Annotated in this window: 15 protein-coding genes; 5 read left to right on the forward strand and 10 right to left on the reverse strand. The window is 74.6% G+C overall.

Annotated elements, in window-relative coordinates:
- Nucleotides 1-148: 148 nt before the first annotated feature.
- Complete coding sequence (locus ACZ5GH_RS17955) at nucleotides 149-1,588, reverse strand: hypothetical protein (protein ID WP_464334752.1); 1,440 nt, start codon at nucleotides 1,586-1,588, stop codon at nucleotides 149-151.
- Nucleotides 1,585-2,262: an RNA polymerase sigma factor gene (locus ACZ5GH_RS17960; protein ID WP_387752203.1), complete on the reverse strand. Its 678-nt coding sequence runs from the start codon at nucleotides 2,260-2,262 to the stop codon at nucleotides 1,585-1,587. The genes ACZ5GH_RS17955 and ACZ5GH_RS17960 overlap by 4 nt, the downstream gene beginning before the upstream one ends.
- A 416-nt stretch (nucleotides 2,263-2,678) precedes the next feature.
- Between ACZ5GH_RS17960 and ACZ5GH_RS17965 the strand changes: the two genes are divergently transcribed.
- Nucleotides 2,679-3,665 carry a helix-turn-helix domain-containing protein gene (locus ACZ5GH_RS17965; protein WP_464336843.1) on the forward strand — a complete coding sequence of 329 codons (987 nt, stop codon included), beginning with the start codon at nucleotides 2,679-2,681 and terminating at the stop codon, nucleotides 3,663-3,665.
- 52 nt (nucleotides 3,666-3,717) lie between these two features.
- Here the strand turns inward: ACZ5GH_RS17965 and ACZ5GH_RS17970 are convergent, their stop codons facing one another.
- The 7 genes from ACZ5GH_RS17970 to ACZ5GH_RS18000 all read right to left on the reverse strand — a co-directional run bounded on the left by ACZ5GH_RS17970 (nucleotide 3,718) and on the right by ACZ5GH_RS18000 (nucleotide 10,531).
- A complete protein-coding gene (locus ACZ5GH_RS17970) occupies nucleotides 3,718-4,503 on the reverse strand; it encodes a MerR family transcriptional regulator (RefSeq protein ID WP_387752198.1) in 786 nt (261 codons plus the stop codon).
- An 89-nt stretch (nucleotides 4,504-4,592) separates the two neighbouring features.
- Nucleotides 4,593-5,858 (reverse strand): hypothetical protein, encoded by a 1,266-nt coding sequence (locus tag ACZ5GH_RS17975; RefSeq protein WP_387752196.1) that lies wholly within the window; start codon nucleotides 5,856-5,858, stop codon nucleotides 4,593-4,595.
- 355 nt (nucleotides 5,859-6,213) lie between these two features.
- Nucleotides 6,214-7,338, reverse strand: a complete 1,125-nt coding sequence (locus tag ACZ5GH_RS17980) for an LPXTG cell wall anchor domain-containing protein (RefSeq protein ID WP_464334753.1) — start codon at nucleotides 7,336-7,338, stop codon at nucleotides 6,214-6,216.
- A 297-nt stretch (nucleotides 7,339-7,635) separates the two neighbouring features.
- Complete coding sequence (locus ACZ5GH_RS17985) at nucleotides 7,636-8,214, reverse strand: NAD(P)H-dependent oxidoreductase (protein WP_387752190.1); 579 nt, start codon at nucleotides 8,212-8,214, stop codon at nucleotides 7,636-7,638.
- A 135-nt stretch (nucleotides 8,215-8,349) separates the two neighbouring features.
- A complete protein-coding gene (locus ACZ5GH_RS17990) occupies nucleotides 8,350-9,234 on the reverse strand; it encodes an NAD(P)-dependent oxidoreductase (protein ID WP_387752188.1) in 885 nt (294 codons plus the stop codon).
- Nucleotides 9,235-9,382: 148 nt separating this feature from the next.
- Nucleotides 9,383-9,811, reverse strand: coding sequence for a YunG family protein (locus ACZ5GH_RS17995; RefSeq protein ID WP_387752185.1), 429 nt, complete (start codon nucleotides 9,809-9,811; stop codon nucleotides 9,383-9,385).
- A 159-nt stretch (nucleotides 9,812-9,970) separates the two neighbouring features.
- A complete protein-coding gene (locus tag ACZ5GH_RS18000; protein ID WP_387752183.1) occupies nucleotides 9,971-10,531 on the reverse strand; it encodes a GlcG/HbpS family heme-binding protein in 561 nt (186 codons plus the stop codon).
- A gap of 325 nt (nucleotides 10,532-10,856) precedes the next feature.
- On the opposite strand from ACZ5GH_RS18000, the gene ACZ5GH_RS18005 reads away from it, so the two are divergent.
- Nucleotides 10,857-12,113: a sensor histidine kinase gene (locus tag ACZ5GH_RS18005; RefSeq protein WP_387752181.1), complete on the forward strand. Its 1,257-nt coding sequence runs from the start codon at nucleotides 10,857-10,859 to the stop codon at nucleotides 12,111-12,113.
- Between the two features lie 93 nt (nucleotides 12,114-12,206).
- The gene (locus ACZ5GH_RS18010; protein WP_387752178.1) at nucleotides 12,207-12,854 is read left to right on the forward strand and encodes a response regulator; all 648 of its coding nucleotides are present in this window, start codon (nucleotides 12,207-12,209) and stop codon (nucleotides 12,852-12,854) included.
- Nucleotides 12,855-13,358: 504 nt separating this feature from the next.
- Here the strand turns inward: ACZ5GH_RS18010 and ACZ5GH_RS18015 are convergent.
- Nucleotides 13,359-13,937, reverse strand: a complete 579-nt coding sequence (locus ACZ5GH_RS18015; protein WP_464334754.1) for a hypothetical protein — start codon at nucleotides 13,935-13,937, stop codon at nucleotides 13,359-13,361.
- Nucleotides 13,938-14,194: 257 nt separating this feature from the next.
- Here ACZ5GH_RS18015 and ACZ5GH_RS18020 point away from each other — a divergent pair, with 257 nt between their 5' ends.
- Entirely contained in the window at nucleotides 14,195-14,995 is an 801-nt protein-coding gene (locus ACZ5GH_RS18020) for an alpha/beta fold hydrolase (protein WP_464334755.1), read from the forward strand.
- 159 nt (nucleotides 14,996-15,154) lie between these two features.
- Nucleotides 15,155-16,273, forward strand: coding sequence for a nucleotide disphospho-sugar-binding domain-containing protein (locus ACZ5GH_RS18025; protein WP_464334756.1), 1,119 nt, complete (start codon nucleotides 15,155-15,157; stop codon nucleotides 16,271-16,273).
- The last annotated feature ends 113 nt before the right edge of the window (nucleotides 16,274-16,386 follow it).

Below are 16,386 nucleotides of genomic sequence, written 5' to 3' on the forward strand. Positions count from 1 at the left end.
CCCGCCTCTCACCCTGATAGACGTCCATCCCACCGGGGGGTTGCAGGTGGGTCCGAAGTTTTTTCCGCGGACTTCCCCCGGAACGCCGAAAGGCGCCGTGACCAGGGGAAACCCCGGCCACGGCGCCCCGAAGGCCCGCCTGGGACGACTACTTCACGACCGTCACCGGGACGGTCAGCCCCTTCAGCGCGGCCAGCGGCGCGGTGCCGTCGTACGGCAGCGTCAGCTGGACGGCCACCGGCATCGTCCCCGGCCCGTCCACCGGGTCGAGGGCCATCCGGTACGTCACCTTCCTGGTCTCACCCGGCGCGAGCGGGAACCGGGCCTTGCCGCTCACCATCGCGTAGTCCATGCCGCCGCCCATCGAGAGCGGGATCTCCGTCCAGCCGCCGCCGTCCTGGCGCTCCAGCTTGCCCTTGTTCATCGGGAGCACGACGTTCGGCGGCGTTCCGGCGTACTCCGTCGTGTAGACCAGCGGCTGGAGCTGCGGGTAGGTCTTCTGGCCGGTGTTCCGGTACGTCACCGTGAAGGTCACCGGGGTGCCGTCGTTGGACACCTTCTGCCCGGCTCCGATGCCTCCCTCGACCGTGATGGAGAGGTCCTTCGCGGCCTGCTCGGCCGAGGACAGGCCCGGCGACCGGTGGCCGCTCACGTCCAGGCTGTTGACGATCGCCGTCAGGCCCGACTGGTAGTCGCTCTTCAGCCCGTTCGCCGACACGAAGACCTGCTCCCCGCCCATCCCCCACAGCTGGGCCGTGAAGGTGTCGCCGGGCTTGCAGGTGACGTTCCACTGGACCTTGTCGACCGCCTTGCCGGCCACCGTGGACTTGGTCCGCGCGGGGTCGCCGACCGAGGCGTAGCCGTTCTCGGCGACGTAGGGACGGCCCCAGAGCGGGCAGTTCGACTGGCGGCCCCAGCTCCCGGAGCCGGTCACGTCGGTCATCGTCGGCCAGGCCCCGCCTTCGAGTTCGGCCGGGCTGTCGTAGGCCACGACCAGGACGCCGTACGGCTCGCAGGTCGACTGCGACCAGCCCTGCTGCGGGTCCGTCGGCGTGCCCGGGCTCAGGACGCAGACCCGGTCGGCCGAGACCGGCACGGCCTTCCAGCCCGCCGGGACCTTGAACCTGACGCCCCGGAGGCCGGACGAACCCGCCGCGCCGCCGGTGGGGGTGGACGACGGGCTGCCGCCGTCGGCGAGCGGGGCCTCGGTCCGAGGGGCCTCGCCGGTGGGGGTGCCCGGGTCGGTCGGGGCGGCCGTCGCGCTGGGGGTGCCGGTCGGCTCGGGCGTCGGGCTCGGCGAGGTGGTCAGGGTGGCCGCCGGGGGCGGTACCTCGTCCTGGGCGACCGGATCGCCGTGGAAGGTGAGCACGCCGACCGCCACGGCCGCGGCCAGGCCGAGCGGCAGGGTGACGGCGTACACCGGGCGCAGCCGGCGGACCCGGCTCTTCGGGGGCGCGGCCGGACGCAGCCCGGTCGCCGTGACCAGGGAGGCCCGGGCCGTCATCGCCTCGCGGAGCAGCCGTTCGGTCGGTGTCTCGGCCGGTCCGTCGCCGTCGCCGCCGGTGCGGCCGGGGAGCTTGTCGGTCATCGAACCTTCTCCAGGTGCTTTTCCAAGGCGTCCAGAGCGCGGCTGGCGGTGGACTTCACGGCACCCCGGGACAGTCCCAGGGTCTCGGCTATCTGCGCCTCCGACATGTCGGACCAGTAGCGCAGCACCAGCACCTCGCGCTGGCGGGGGGTCAACTCCTGCAGGGCCGCCAGCACCCGGCGGTGCTCGTCGTTGAGCACCGCGTGGTCCTCGGCGGACGGGGCGTCGGCCACGTGCGGCGGCACGTACTCGCGGGCGGTCCTGCGGCGGCGCAGCATCGAACGGGCGCCGTTGACCACCGAGGTGCGCAGGTAGCCGAGCGCGTTGTCGAGGTCGTCCAGCTCCTCGCCGTGGCGCTGGTAAAGCTGGGTGAAGGCGTCCTGGACGACGTCCTCGGCCAGGTCCTGGTGGTCGACCAGCAGGACCGCCATCCGGACCAGGCCGAGCCGGTGGGCGTGGTAGAGGTCGGTCAGGGTGGGCCGGTCCTCGGCCGGCTTGCGGCCGCCGCGCAGCAGCCGGAACCCGGAGCGGCGCTGCTTCGCCTCCTGCTCGGTGACGACGGCGGCGAGCGGTTCGCCCGCCTCCCGCGCACCGAACAGCGCGGCGACCACTCCTCGGATGGAGAAGCCGCGAGCCCCTGACTGCGCGGCGGTCGGCCCGATGGCCATGGACATCTGCGTTTCCGCTTTCCCCCGGGACGGTGACGGCTGCCGCCGTTCCGTCAGGTCACCTGATCAAGATCGTGATCGGGGGGATCATCCCAGCCGTCCGCTGCCGGGCTCCCTCCGCCCCCGTACCGAGGACGTCTGACGGCGGTGGAGGTTGCGGGCGGGTTCGAGGAAAGTTCCGAGGTGGCCGGGACGGCTACACTCACCGGCATTCCGCCACCCGTGAGCAGGGGGTTCGCATGGCCGAGCAGAACGTCGACGGTCCGGTCGGGGCCGGCACCGGTCCGGCCGCCGGGCCGGCTCCGACCGGTACGGACGCCGGTACGGCTCCGACCGTCCAGGCCGCGGGCAGGGTCGCGGCCGGCGGCACCGCCGTCGGGTCGCGGCCGGTGGCCGTCGCCATCGGCCGGCGCCCGGAGCCCGTGCACGACGTCGCGGTGTACGCCTTCCCGGGCATGGCACCGTTCGAACTCGGCGTGGTGGTCGAGGTGTTCGGGCTGGCCCGGCCGGAGCTGACCGGCCTGCTGGCGGCGCCCTGGTACGGGCTGAAGGTGTGCGCCGACCGGCCCGGGACGGAACTGGAGGCGGTGGGCGGCTTCGCGCTGACCGCCCGGCACGGGCTGGACGAGCTGGCGGCGGCCGACACCGTGGTGGTCCCCGGGGTGCCGAACGCGTTCGGCGGTGTGGGGGCGGGCGTCTCCCCCGCCCTGGTCCAGGCGCTGCGCACCGCGCACGGACGCGGCGCCCGGATCGTGTCGATCTGCTCGGGCGCCTTCGCACTGGCCGCCGCCGGGCTGCTGGACGGCCGGGAGGCGACCACCCACTGGCGGTACGCCGAGCTGCTCCAGCAGCGCTACCCGGCGGTGCTGGTCAACCCGGACGTGCTGTACGTGGACAACGGCGACGTGCTGACCAGCGCGGGCAGCGCGGCCGGCATCGACCTCTGCCTGCACCTGGTCCGCCGGGACCACGGCGCCAGGGTGGCCAACACGGTGGCCCGCCGCTTCGTGGTGGCCCCGCACCGGGACGGCGGGCAGGCCCAGTTCGTCGAGGCGGCGGTCCGCCCGGTCGAGGAGGAGGACGACGGGGTCGCCCGCAGCATGCAGTGGGCGCTGGACCACCTGTCGTCCCCGCTGACCATCTCGCAACTGGCCGGTGCGGCCCGGATGTCGGACCGCTCGTACCTGCGGCACTTCACCGCCCGCAACGGGACCAGCCCGATGCGCTGGGTGGTCACCCAGCGCATCGCGGCCAGTCTGGCGCTGCTGGAGTCGCCGGAGGGGTCGGTGGAGGAGATCGCCGCGGCGGTCGGCTTCGAGAGCGCGGCGACCTTCCGCCACCACTTCGGCCGGGTGATGCGCACCTCCCCGACCGCCTACCGGCGCTCGTTCGGGCGCGGGGTGGCCTGAGCGCGGGTGGCTTGAGCACGGGCCCCGAGCGCGGGTGGCCCGAGCGCGGGGCCTACTGCCCCTCGCTCTTCTCCTCGCGCCGGTCCGCGTTGGCGACGATGGCGTCGTGCAGCCACTGGGCCAGGCCCGGCGCGATCTTCTCGTAGGTGTCGGTCCAGCGCGCGTCCGAGACGTACAGGGAGGCCAGGCCGCGGTGGATGGTGAACGTGCAGTCGTAGAAGTTCCGGCAGATGTGCTGCCGGTGCTCCTCGGCCAGGTCCGCGGCCACCGTGCCGTCGGCGGGCTCACCGGCGGTGACCGCCGCGGCCAGACGGTCGTTGAGCTCCGTCGTCTCGACCTGGATGCGCTGCCAGTCGGCCTTGGAGTAGCCGCCGGTGCGGCGCTGCGACTCGGCCCAGGCCTCGGTGTCGCCCCAGCGCTGCTCGGCCTCCTGCTCCCACTCCTCCTGGTAGTCCGCGCCGAAGATCTCGAACTTCTCCTCCGGGGTCAGCTGAATGCCCATTCTCCGTGCCTCCATGGCGTGTTCGACGGCTGAGGCGAGTTCCTGGAGGTGACTGATCCGGTCGGTCAGCAGCCGGTGCTGCCGCCGGAGGTGCTCGGTCGGGCTGACCGAGTCGTCGTCCAGGATCGCCGCGATCTCGTCCAGGGGGAACCCGAGTTCGCGGTAGAAGAGGATCTGCTGCAGCCGGTCGAGGTCGGCGTCCACGTACCGGCGGTAGCCGGACCGGGTACGGCCGGCCGGGGACAGCAGGCCGATCTCGTCGTAGTGGTGCAGGGTGCGGACGGTCACCTTGGCGATCTTCGCCACGGCGCCGACCGAGTAGCCCTCACTGGTCATCGGAGTTCCTCCCTGGTGCTGACCACCACCCTCGGCTCTCACGTCGCGTGAGGGTCAAGCGGTGAAACGGGAACGGGCGCGCGCCCGCCTCAGACCCCGGCGCCGGCCGGCGTCCGCTCGCGCCGCCGGCCGGCCCTGGCGGCCCGGGCGTCCCGCCGGCCACCGCCACCGCCACCGCCGTCGCCGTCACCCGGGGCGCCGGGCCGCCGCCGCCGGGACCGCCGGGTGGGCCAGAACAGCACGTACCCGGCGGAGAGCACCACGAAGGCGAGCCGGACGAAGCCCCGGGCCGCGTCGGACGGCAGGAACAGCGTGCCGCCGTACAGCGAGGCCAGCGCGATCCAGCTCCACCACGGGACGAGCCGCTTCTGCCCGACCGCGTCCCAGAGCAGGGTGCCGAGCAGGATCGAGGCCGTGTAGTAGGTGTAGACGCTCGGGTCGAGCAGGATGCGGGCGTCCGCGCCCAGCAGCACCACGGCCGGCCAGCGGCCGCGCCACACGGCGGCGCAGCCGAGCCCGATGCCGAGCGCGAACTGGGCCGGCCGGTCCCACCAGGGGGTGGCCGGGTCGGTGACCCCGAACCAGCGCAGCGCGGAGGCGGGCTGGTTCGGGATGGTGAACTTGGCGGCCGCCATGGTGTCCAGGTTGCCCAGGTAGAACGGCAGCCAGGCGATCGCCACCAGGGCGCAGAACCAGAGCGCGGTGCGCAGCCAGGCGGGCCGGGGCAGCGCCAGGACCAGCGGGGCGAAGGCGATCGCCCAGGGCTTGGAGTCCACCGCCAGCGCCAGGAAGACCGCGACCTGGACGGGCTTGCCGCGGGCCAGGGCGTGCGCGGCGAGGGTGGTGAAGAACAGCGCGAGGACGTCGTCCAGGTGCGCGAAGCGGACCGAGACCTCGACCCACATCGGGATGAACGCCAGCCCGGCGATCAGCAGCCGCTGCTGGAGCCGTCGGTGGTTGGTCCCGGTGCCGAGGTAGTACAGGGCGGCGGTGCGGCCGACCAGGACCAGCATCACCAGGCCCAGCCCGGCGCTCACCGCCTCGGCGATCAGCTCGCCGGTGTGCGGGGCGAACGGGGCGGTGAGCCGGGCCGCGGCCAGGCTCACCGGGCCGATCTGGAGCTCCGGGTGGTGGGCGTAGAGCGACAGGCCGCCGTCGGACTGGCCGCTGAAGAGCAGCTGCTCGCCCTGGCGCAGGTAGTGCCAGGAGAAGCCGCCGCTGGGCTCGACCAGGAGGAACCAGAGCACCGTCCAGGCGGCCAGCAGGACGTGGTGCCTGCGCAGCGGCAGTCCGGCGATCCGCCCGGTCGACGCCTCGTAGTCGGTGGTGGCCCGTGCCGTGCGCGCTGTCCGCACCTGTCCTCTCCCCGCCGTTCCGCCCCCTCCGGCCGGACATCCTATGTGACGGAGGAGAACCGGCCGTGCCGCCCGCGGATCCGCCCGACGGGACGGTGCGGGCGGCACGGGGAAGCCGCCGGGGACGGCTCCGGAGTCGCTTCGGAGACGCTTCGGGGCGGCGCCGGGGACGCCTGGGAACGCTCGGGAACGCTCGGGAACGCCGCCCGGGCCGGGTCGGCGGCAGCCGTGGCCCGGCCCTCCCGGGCGGCGTCCCCGGAGTCGGCGCGCTCCTCAGCGGGCGCGCTTCACGATCGGCGCGCTCCTCAGCGGGCGCGTCTCACGCTCGGCGCGCCCCGGGGCGGCGCGCTTCGGCTCAGCCCTGCTGGGCGGACTTGCGGCGGCGCAGCACCACGAGGGTGCCGACACCGGCCACCAGCACGGCGGCACCGGTGGCCGCGATGGCGGTGGTGTTGTCACCGCCACCGGTCTGGGCCAGCGCCTTGTCGCTGCCGTCCGCGGCGGCCTTGGCCTTGTCGACGGCGGCCGGGGTCAGCGGCGGCGGGGTGATGACCGGGGGCTCCACCGGGAAGTCGATCGGGCCCGCGGTGTCGCCGCTGCTCTCGGCCGGGGCCGGGGCGGTGGCCGAGCCGGAGGGCTCACCGGTGGCCGGGGTGGTCGGCTTCTCGGTGGGCTTCTCGGTCGGGGTGCCGGTCGGCTGCCCGGTCGGGGTGGCGGTCGCGGTCGCGGTGGCCGACGGGGAGCCGCTCGCGGTCGGGGACGGCTTGCCCGTCTGGGTCGGGGTCGGCGTGGGGCTGGGCTTGCCGGTGTGCGACGAGGTGGGCGTCGGGGTCGGCTTGCCGCCGGCCGCCTTGATGACGAAGCCCACGCCGCCGTCGCAGCTGAGGTGGCCGTTGTCGACCGGCTGGTGGCTGGAGTCGTCGAGCTGGGCGGCGAAGACGACCGGGACGACGCCGGCCCGGCCGAGCGGGGCACCGTCGGTGAAGGACGCCCGGACCTTGATCGGGACGTTCTTGCCGCGGTTCACCCCGAGCAGGTCGTCGGCGACCGGGTTGCCGCTCGCGTCGAGGGTGCCGAGCATCATCAGGACGGAGTTGTTCTTCTCCCCGCTCTGGTCGGGGGCGACCACCGCGGTCTGCCACTCGCCGCCGGGGAGCCGGTACTGGACCTTGAGGTCCTTGGCCTGGAGCGAGCCCGCCTTGTTCTTGAACTTGAGCAGCGGGATGAAGACGAAGTCGTGCTTCGTCCGATTGTCGATCTTGAAGGTGAACTCGCGGGCGTCACCGCCGGCGATGAAGGTGCCGGGCACGCCGTTCAGCGAGAGGTCGAGGCCGGCGTGCGACGCCTTGTCGGCCTGGGACGCGACGGCGGACGGGGTGCCGGTGGCGCCGACGGCCATGGCGCCCTGGGCGCCGGCCAGCACGAGCGAGGACGCGAGCGCGGCGGCTCCGGCAAGGGAGAGACTGCGACGTATGGACAAGGGAGACCTCACGGAAGAGTCCGGGCGAGGCCCGGGCGCGAGGGGGCGGCCGCAGACGCCGCGTACCCCCCGCGAAGCTGAAAGTCCGACGGAGAGTACCGAACGATCGGACCGGTCCGGAAGGCGGGTGGCACGCTTCGCCCCGGACCCGGGGCAGGCCTGTCCGAATCGTCCAACTCTGGCACCCCGTACGGCTTTTGCTCCGCACCGGAGGACCGCCGACGGGTGACCGCCGACGGCGTCCGGCGGGTGACGGGTACACGCCCGGCGGGCGGTACCCCCGCGCCCCCTGGAGGATCAGCCCGCGAAGAAGGACTTGGCCGCGATCACCGCCCGCTCGTCGGCCAGCACGTCGCCCGGCCGGGTGCCGGTGCCGAGCAGCACCCCGCCCCAGCGCATCCCCATGTAGTCGGCGGTCAGCCGGAGCGTGCCGATCAGCGGCTCGGCCTTGTCGTCCTCGGTGGCGAGGGCGGTGACGCCCCAGACGGTGCCGCCGCGCATCGCGTCGCGGAACCCCACCCCGGGCACCCGGAACCAGGCCGACCAGTAGTCGAGGTAGAGCTTGGCGCTGGTCGGCAGCGAGTACCAGTACAGCGGCGCGACGAAGACCAGGTCGGTGGCCGCCAGGGTGGCGTCCAGCAGCGTCCGCTCGTGGCCGGCCGGCTCCGGGTAGCTGCCGTCACCGGTGTGCCGCAGGTCCCGGAAGGGCGGCAGCGGGTGCTCGTCCAGCCGCAGCCAGCGCTGCTCGGCACCGGCCGGCAGGCTCGACTCGGCGGCCAGCCGGGCGAGCCGGGCCGAGTTGCCGTCGGTGCGCGCGCTGGCGTCGAGGAACAGGAAACGGCGCGGCGCCTCGGCGCCGGACGGCTGATCGGCCATCAGGACTCCTCCGTCGTACGTACGGTGCGGACGCAGGGGTGAGCAGCCGTCGAACGCCGGTTTATTCCGCGCCGGTGGCGGTGGCGGTCCGGAGCCGGGCGGCACCCGGGAGCGGCCGGGCCGGCGGCCGGTCGGTCAGTCGGGCAGTCCGGCCCGGCGGCGGGCGACGGCGGCGACGGCCGCCCAGTCCTTGTCCCCGTCGCCGTGGGCCAGCGCGTCCAGGAAGGCGTCCCGCAGGATGCTGCCGAACGGCAGCGGGACGTTGCGCGCGGCGCCCGCCTCCAGCGCGAGGCCGACGTCCTTGAGCCCCAGCGGCAGCCGGAACCCGGCCGGCTCGTAGCGGCGCTCGGCCACCATCGCGCCGTAGCCGCTGTGGATCGGCCCCGGGAAGAGCGTGCCGGTGAGCATCTCGACCAGGTCGGTCGGCCGGACGCCGTTGGCCTCGGCGAGGCTGCACGCCTCGGCCATCGACTCGATCGCGCAGGCGATCAGGAAGTTGGTGCTGATCTTGGCCGTGTTGGCCTGCCGGGGGCTCTCGCCGAAGTGCCAGGTGCGCTCGCCCATCGCGGCGAACAGCGGATCGGCCCGCTCCAGCAGCTCGGGCGCGCCCGCGACCAGGAGGTTCAACCGCCCCGCCGCCGCGACCGGCGGCCGGCCGAGGACGGGGGCGGCCACGTAGCCGATGCCGTGCTCGGCGTGCAGCGCCTCGGCCCGCTCGGCGAGGGCGAGCGAGACGGTGGCCATGTTGACGTGCAGGGTCGCCGAGGCGCCGGCCAGCAGCGCGGGGTCGAGCAGCAGCTGCTCGACCGCCGTGTCGTTGGCCAGCATGGAGACCACGGTGTCGGCGGCGAACACCTCGGCGAGCGAGCCGGCCGCCTCCGCGCCCTCGGCCACCACGGCGGCCACCGGCTCGGGCGAGCGGTTCCAGACCCGTACGGTGTGGCCGGCCCGGAGCAGGCTGCCGGCCATGCCGCGCCCCATCGCTCCGAGCCCCACGAAGCCGATCGTCCGCCCCGTCATCCGCCCGCTCCCCTCGTCACCGCCGCTCGTGTGCGACCGACTGTACGTCAGGGAGGCGGCGGCCCCGTGGGTGGACCGGTCGGCGTACCGCTGCCGGGGCACGGTGCATCGCGGCCGGGGCCGGGCGCACCCGCGGCCGGGCCACGGCTCACGCGCAGGCGCGGGCGGCCCGCATCCGGGGGCGGTCGGCGGCCGCACCGCGCTGCAGTTCGGCGACCACCCGGTCGCGCAGCAGCTCGTACTGGGCCTGGAGCCGGCCGGGGCGGGCCGGGCGGGCGACCGGTCGGCCGGGGCCGACCAACTCGTCCGGTCCGAACTGCTCACGGGTGAGGTCGATCTCGAAGCCGGTGGCGAAGCGGTTCCACCAGTGGAGGTCCGTCCGCACGCCGTCGACGTGCACCTCGCCCATCATCAGCTCGCCGCCGAGCAGGTCGTGCACCACCATCGCCGTCACCCCGCACTGGCCGCGGGCGGGGTTGTCGGGACGCCAGTGGGCCAGATCCTCGGGCGCACAGGTGTCAACACCCCAGGAGGAGCGGATCGCACGTTCGATGTCGTTGAGGGTCCACGCCGTCATACCGGGAAGCCTGCCACGCGCCACTGACAGCGGCACCGGCTTTTCGAAGGGTCATCCCGTGTTCTGCGGCGACCCTCCTGTCGTTCACCCGAACGAGACCGTGGCCCGGCCGGCCGGTCCGCCCGGGTTGCGGGAGGGGCCGGCCGGCCGGGCCCGGCGTCACTTCGCCAGCTCGGCGACGCCCGCCTGCGCGAACTGCTCGTCCAGGTCCCCGCTGGGCGCGCCCGCGACACCGACGGCCGCGATCGGCGCGCCCTTCGACTGGATCGGGGCCCCACCCGCCAGGAACAGGGTGCCCGGGATGTCCTTCAGGTTCGGGGCCTGGGCCAGCCGCTTGGCCAGCTCCGAGGTCGGGGCGTTCCAGGACACCGCGGTGAAGGCCTTGCGCTCGGCCGAGACCGGGGCCTGCGGGCCGGCGCCGTCGCCCTTCAGCAGCACCCGGGTGACACCGTCCCGGTCGACGACCGCGACCGACACGTGCTGGCCGGCCTTGGTGGCCGCGTCCAGGGCGGCCTGGGCGGCGCGGGTGGCGGCGTCGATGGTCAGACCGCTGCTCTGGGCCAGGTTCTTGTTCTGGGTGTCGGCCTTCACGGCGGCCGGGGCGGCCGGGGTGTCGGTGGACTCGGCGCTGGCCGAGACGGCGCCCACGGTGGCGGCGGCGAGCGCGGCGGCGGCGACGGTGCCGGTCAGCACCCGGGTGCGCACGGAGGTCTTCTTCATGGTCCAGCTCCTCAGCGGATCTGCGGGGTGGGTGGGGCGGGGGTTCGGGGGGCCGCCGGACCGTTGCGGGGATCGTCCGGCGGCGTGCTTCGATCCTCCGCCCGGGGCAGGGGCCGCCACATCGGCGGTCCGGCGCGGGCGGCCGGGCACGATGGTGGACGGGGGCGTCAACCGATCGGCTGATGCGGACCCGGGCCGGACGGGTCACCATCGAGGGATCGGCGCAGGTCGACGCGGGTCGACGCCGGTGGCCGCGGGTAGCCGCGGCTCGGAACGGACCGGCGCCGACCGCGCACGCACCACCCCGTTCAGCCAGGAGCCACCCGTGCAGCAGCCCCGCCCGACCGCCGGCCGCCGCGCCGCGGACCGCACCGGCGCCGCCCGTCCCGGCGTCCTCGGCCACGACGCCGGCGACCCGGACGCGGGCCGACTGGCGCTGCTGCTGGACTCCGCCTTCCTGCTGCTGCTCGCCGCCTCGCTCAACCGCTACCTCAGCCACCACTCCGGCAGCGCCCAGGCGCCCTGGGTGATCGGGTTGAGCGCGGCCCTCGCGGTCGCCCAGCCGGCCGGGTCCTGGCTGGACCACCGCCGGCCGCCCGCCCCGGGCCGGCACCGCCGGTGGCCGCCGGCGGTGGTGGTGGCGCTCTGGGTGGTACTGGTGCTGCTCGCGCCGAGCTTCGCCTGGTGCGCCGTCCCGCTGATCTACACCGCGCTGCGGGCGCTGCCGGCGAAGGCCGCCATCCCGCTGGTCGGCGCGCTGACCCTGCTGGTGGTGATCGCCGAGATCCGGCTGCCGGGCGGCACCGACGCCACGCTCGTCCTGCTGCCGCCCGCGGTGGCCGGACTCGCCACCGGCGTCTTCCTCTTCATGGCCCGGCAGGCCGCCCGGCAGCGCGCGCTGATCGCCGACCTGGTCCGCACCCGGCGCGAACTCGCCGCCACCGAGCGGCGGGAGGGCACCCTGGCCGAGCGCGAGCGGCTGGCGATGGAGATCCACGACACCCTGGCGCAGGGCCTGTCCAGCCAGCAGATGCTGCTCCAGGCCGCCGAACGCACCTGGGACACCCACCCGGCGACCGCCCGCACCCACGTCCGCACCGCCGCCGAGGTGGCCGCCCGGAACCTGGCCGAGGCCCGCCGCTTCGTCCACGACCTCGCCCCGGCGGAGCTCTCCGACGGCCGCACGCTCGACCAAGCGCTGCGGGCGCTGGCCGAGCGGGAGTCCGCGGAGAGCGGGCTGCCGGTCCGCTTCCACCTGGACGGCACGCCGGTGCCGCTGCCCGCCGCCGCCCAGGCCGCGCTGCTGCGGATCGCCCAGGGCGCGCTGGCCAACGTCCGCGAGCACGCCGGGGCCTCGGCCGCCGCGATCACGCTGTCCTTCCTCGGCGACCAGGCCGTGCTGGACATCGCCGACGACGGGCAGGGCTTCGACCCGGAGGCGGCCGGCACCGGGGGCGGGCGCGGGTACGGCCTGCCGGCGATGCGGGCCCGGCTGCGGCAGCTGGGTGGCAGGCTGACCGTGGAGAGCACGCCCGGCGAGGGCACCGTGGTCTCCGCCGCGATCCCCCTCCAGCAGCGGTGAGCCCGGCGACGCCCCTGAATCCGTGACGACCCTGGAACTGCGATGACCCTGGAGCAGCGATGACCGTGGAGCAGCGATGACCCTGGAGCAGCGATGAGCACGACTCCCGTACCGGCGGCTCCCGTCCGGCTGCTGGTCTGCGACGACCACGCCGTGGTGCGGGCCGGACTGCTGGCGCTGCTGGCGAGTGCCGGCGACATCGAGGTGGTCGGCGAGGCGAGCACCGGGGAGGAGGCCGTCGCGCTGGCCGCCCGGCTGGCACCGCAGGTCGTGCTGATGGACCTCCAACTCGGCGACGGCATCGACGGGGTGGAGGCCACCCGGCGGATCACCGCCGTTCCGGACGGGCCGCACGTCCTGGTGCTCACCACCTACGACACCGACGCCGACATCACCCGGGCGATCGCCGCCGGCGCCACCGGCTACCTGCTGAAGGCCGAGCGGCCGGAGGAGCTGTTCGCCGCCGTGCACGCGGCCGCACAGGGCCGCACGGTGCTCTCACCGCCGGTCGCCTCCCGGGTGATGGCGCAGATGCGGGCGCCCGCGCCGCAGCTCACCGAACGCGAGCAGGACATCCTCGAACAGCTGGCGCAGGGGCTGGGCAACCGGGAGATCGCCCGGGCGCTGTTCATCAGCGAGGCCACGGTGAAGACCCACCTCGGCCGGATCTACGACAAGTTGGGCGTGGACACCCGGGCGGGCGCGGTGGCGGTGGCCAAGGAGCGCCGACTGCTGCGCTGAGCCCGCCGGTTCCGCCTTCCCCCCGCCTGCGCTGAGCCCGCCGGCTCCCCCTTCCTCCCGGCTGCGCTGGGCGCTCGCCCGGTGTCACTGCGTGCTGGCATGATGCTTGGAATGTCGGATTCCAGGCCGGTGTCCGCCGCCGCCCGCCCCCGCCCCGGCACGGGCGGTTCGGGCGGCGGCCGCCCCTGCGGGGCCGTAAATCCCTGGCCCTGCGGCCTTTCCGGCCGCCGCCGAGGGTCCACCGTGATGTAAATGTTTCGTGGATTCCGCTATTGACAAACCAACCACGCGGTTTGTTAGTTTGAGATCAACGACGTCCCCGGAGGTGGGGGCTCGCCGGGGCCTGTGCGGACCGCTCTCGCCGGAGGGTGTGGCCCAGGGGGGGAACGGCGGGTTTGCCGGGGTGTCGGGGGGAGCGGCAGCGCCGAAGCCGCGCGACGAGGCGGCGTGGAGCGAGTCCGGGGGGACTCGCTCCACGCCTCCCCCGGTCCCCGGGCCCTTCGGCTACACCAGCGCGCTCCAGTACGGACAACTGACGTACGGCAGTGGCGGCGCGCAGTGGTCGACGCCCCCGGACAGCACCGGGCCCCGCTCCGAACGGGCCACTCCCGGCGAGGTCGCGGTCAGTCCGGCCTCGCCCAACTCGCCGAAGAGCAGGGCCAGTCGATAGCCCTCCGGGGTGGTCGCGGTGACCCTCGGGCGCTCCCGGCCGGCGTCCAGCGAGGTGATCGTCCAGCCGCGCCGCCGCCAGTGCCGCTCCACCACGCCGACCAGTGCCGTCCGTCGGGGCAGCGAGACGACGGTGAGGAGGTCCCGGCCCCGGGTGACGTACCAGAGCAGCTCCGACTCGCGCCCCGGCAACGACAGCCGGGCCCCCGCCCGCGCGGGCGCGCCCTGCCAGACCGGCGCCGGGCGGACGGCGTCCAGGGTGTCCTGGAGCAGCGTCTCGCAGCGTTCGGCCGCGTCGAGTTGATCGACCGTCGCCGCACCCGTCCCGGACCCCGGTCGCCGACCCGGCGCGACCCGCGCGCCCCCGGGGCCGCCCGGGCATCCGACGTTCAGTTCGGCACCACCTGACTGCACAGGGCCCCTCCGTACTCCTCCCGGTGTTCAACCCGGGCAGGCATTCCGTCACTGCTTGGACGGCGGGCGGGTACGGGCAGTTCCCCTCCCGGTTCCGTCCCTCACCGTTCCCACACCTCCAGATTGCACTGCACGGTGCAGTTGAATGACTGCTCTGCACTGTGTAGTTTACTTCTCGTGCCGACCGGCCGGGCCGAACCAGCCGACCGGCCCCTTCCCGCACGCCTTCTGACCCGCCATCGAGAGGACCCGCCGCCATGCCCGTCATCACCGTCGGCACCGCCCGCATCCCCTACCGCGTCGTCGGCGACGGCCCCGACACCCTCGTCCTGGTGCACGGCACCGGCCCCGGCTCCGCCATGTGGGACGGCCTGCTGGACTCCTTCACCGACCGCTACACCGTGCTGCTGCCCGACCTCTCCGGCAGCGAGGCCGCCGAGGACGACGGCGCCCCGCTCACCCTGGAGGCCATGGCCGCCCAGGTCGCCGCCGTGATCGAGGACGCCGGGCGCGGCCCCGCCGACGTCCTCGGCTTCTCGCTCGGCGCCGTCGTCGCCACCGCGACCGCCGCCCTGCACCCCGAGCGGGTCCGCCGCCTGGTCGCCGCCGCCGGCTGGATCAGCGCGGAACAGGACGAGTACCTGCGGCTCTCCATGGCCACCTGGCTCTCGCTCGCCGACGACCCCGCCGCGTTCGGCGGCTACGCCACCCTCACCGCCTTCAGCGGCGGCTTCCTCAACCGGATCGGACGCGCCGCCGTCCAGGCCAACACCGCCTACATGCGGCCTACTCCGGGCACGCTGCGGCACATCGCCCTCAACCTCGACCTGGACCTCGGCCCGCTGCTCCCCCGCGTCCAGGCCCCCGCCCTGGTGATCGGCTGCACCCAGGACGCCACCGTCCCGGTGGAGAACGCCCGCCGGCTGCACGCCGCCCTGCCCGGCAGCGCCTACGCCGAGTTCGACACCGGCCACATCGTGCTCGCCGAGGAGACCGAGGCCTTCACCGGCGCCGTCCGGGACTTCCTCCTCGCCGCCGCCGCGCGGACGGCCGCCTGACCCGCCGGTCGGGCTGCCTCCCGGAGCACACCATCGCCCCCGGGGCAAGCCCTGCCGCAGAAAGGCTGATTACCGCGCATGGTGATCGAAATCAAATTGACTGAACGTCAACTCCAAAGGTGAGACTGCCTTGTTCGCGACATTCGCAAGGAGACGACCATGCGCATACTCTTCACCGGCCCCACCGCGGCCGGTCACCTCTACCCGATGGTGCCCACCGCCCAGGCGCTGCGCGCCGCCGGGCACGAGGTGCTGTTCGCCGTCGGCCAGCCGGTCGACCTGATCCGGTCCGCGGGCTTCCCGGTCGTCGAGATCGGCGACGGCCGGACCCTGCGGGAGATCATCGAGGAGCTCCTCGGCGGCAAGGTCGAGTACGTCAACCACGACCGGACCCAGGAAGAGATCTTCGACATGGCGGCCGCCATGTTCGCCCGCGCCTCCCGCCACGACCTGGACGGCCTGCTGGCCGCCGCCACCGCCTGGGGCGCCGACCTGATCGTCCACGACTCCTTCCACGCCGCCGCCCCGGTGGTCGCCGGCCTGCTCAAGATCCCGTCGGTGGTGCAGAACTTCGGCGCCAGCCCCGGCCGTCCGATGGCCGAGCTGGTGGCCTCGCACGTGCCCGACCTGTACGAGGAGCACGGCCTGACCGGCCCGGACATCGCCGCGGTGCTCAACATCGGCCCGCTCGGCGGCGACCCGGACGGCCTCGCGATGCGCTACGTCCCGTACAACGGCGGCGGCATCGTCCCGGCCGAGTTCCTGCGCAAGCCCGAGCGCCCGCGGGTGGTCGTCACCCTGGGCACCGTGCTCGCCGAGCTCGACGGCGTCCGCTCGGTGGTCCGCCTGGTCGAGGCGGCGGGCGAGGTCGACGCCGACTTCCTGCTCGCGGTCGGCGGCGCCGACCTCGACCCGCTCGGCGCCCTGCCCGCCAACGTCCGCGGCCTGCCCTGGGTCCCGCTCAACGAGCTGCTCAGCCGCGCCGACGCGCTGATCCACCACGGCGGCGCGGGCACCATGCTGACCGCCCTCCAGGCCGGTCTGCCCCAGCTGCTGCTGCCGCAGGGCGCGGACCACTTCGTCAACGCCGAGGCCATCACCGCCACCGGCGCCGCCCTGAGCTCCACCTCCGACGCCGTCGACACCGCGCTGCTCGACCGCGTCGTCACCGACGCCGAGCTGCGCGACGCCGCCCGCCGGCTGCAGGCCGACAACACCGCCCTGCCCACCCCGACCGCCCTGGTCCCCGCCCTGGAGGGCCTCACCGCCCGCCACTGAACCCGGCGCCGCCTCCGGCGCACCCGAACGAAGCGCGGCAGCCGCGGGTCGACCGACCTGCGGCTGCCGGCCGTACACGCCCGGTACCAGCTGGAGACGCCCCGGAACCAGAT

The organism is Kitasatospora sp. Xyl93 (assembly GCF_055383135.1).